Here is a 1,606-nt window from a genome sequence, read left to right as displayed (position 1 = left end):
TGCATGGTGACGCACGATCCCCGCTACGCCGAGCACGCCGAGCGCACGGTTCACCTGTTCGACGGCCAGATCGTGCGCGACGAGCGCGGCGAGGCGGCGGCCGAGCTGGTGCGGCACGGTTTCGCGTCGGCGTAGCCCGAGACAAAAAGATTGGCCTCACACAGAGTTAACATAGTCAACAGAGTTTTCTAGTGCCGTTCCCGACAGCCTGCCGCGGGAATCGCAAAGGGAGGGTGGGATGACGAGCGATGCCTCTCACCCCGCTTCCTTTGTTCCTTGTGAGAGGCATGAAGAAGCGCCGAGAAACAAACTCTGTTGACTCTGTTAACTCTGTGTGAGGCCCCTTCAGTAGAGCCTTCCCATGCGACACGGCAAGTCGAAGTCGCGCAAACGGTAAACGATCGATGAACACGCACGTCCGACGCAATTGCGGCTGCCTCGCCGCGCTCACTATTCTCCTGGCCGCGACCCGCGCGGCGGCGCAGGACGCGCCCGTGCTCACGCTGCAGGAGGCCGTGCGGCAGGGTGTGGCGGCCAGCCCGGCGATCCAGGAGGCCCGGGCGCAGCACCGCACCGCCGGCGCCGGACGCTGGGAAGGATGGGGGCGGCTGCTTCCGTCCGTCTCGCTGGACGCGGGCGTGGTGACCACGGGCGTGCTGCAGCGCACCGTGGGCGACCCCATCACCGGCGGCATCGTGTCGCTGCCGGACTCGCTGATCGCGCTGCGCAACAGCTACGGGACCTCCGCCGCGCTCACGGCAAGCTGGGAACTGGTGAATCCCGCGACCATGCTGCAGATCCGCTCCGCCAACGCCGAAGCCTCGGCCGCGGACCAGACGCTGGCCGGCGCCCGCGCCCGTGTAGCCGCCGAGGTCACGCTGGCGTACCTTGACGCGCTGGAGGGCCAGGCGCTGCTGGAGCTGCGCCGCGCGGAAAAGGACCGCGCCGCCGAGCTGCTGCGCATCGCCGAAGGACGCTTTGCCGTGGGCGGCGTGCCCGAGCTGGACGTGCTGCAGGCGCGGCTGGCCGTGGGCGACGCCGAGCTGGCCCTGATGGAGGCGCAGACCACGGCCGACGCCGCGCGCCTGGCGCTGCGCGAGCACCTGGGCGCGGGCGCCGACATCCCCGCCACGCTGGCGGAGCCGGTGCTGCCGGACGCCGGGTCGCTGCCGTCGGAAGCGGAGCTGCGCCGCCGCGTGGTGGACGAGAGCAGCGAGCTGGCCGCGCTGCGCTCCGGGCGCCACGCCGCCGCGCTGGCTCGCAGCGCCGAGCGGATGCGGCTGATCCCCACGGTGAGCTTTTTTGCGCAGTGGGAGCGCTCCGAGTTCGGCGACACGCGCCAGGCGCTCACCTTGCAGCCGCGCAACGAGCTGGGCGTGTACGGGCTGAACTTCAGCTGGAACCTGTTCGAGCAGCCGGGCGCCCGCATGGCCGCGCGCCAGCGCACCGGCGCCGCGCTGCAGCAGGCGGACGCGCGGCTGGCCGTGCGCCGCGCCGCGCTGGCCCGCGAGGTCGAGGTGGCCGCGGGAACGCTGCGGCGGATGGCGCTGCTGCAGGAGCGCGCCGCGGCCAACCTGGTGCTGGCCGGCCGCCAGCGCGAGCACGC

At 71.8% G+C, this 1,606-nt stretch carries 1 protein-coding gene; it reads left to right on the top strand.

The window, feature by feature from the left end; genetic code table 11:
* Positions 1 to 404 precede the first annotated feature (404 nt).
* A partial coding sequence (locus ACOJUJ_RS12390; RefSeq protein WP_420127191.1) for a TolC family protein occupies positions 405 to 1,606 on the top strand: 1,202 nt, incomplete at its 3' end.

The sequence above is a fragment of the Longimicrobium sp. genome (assembly GCF_048594345.1).
Classification (GTDB): Bacteria; Gemmatimonadota; Gemmatimonadetes; order Longimicrobiales; family Longimicrobiaceae; genus Longimicrobium.
This window is presented reverse-complemented; position numbering and strand designations above follow the sequence as displayed.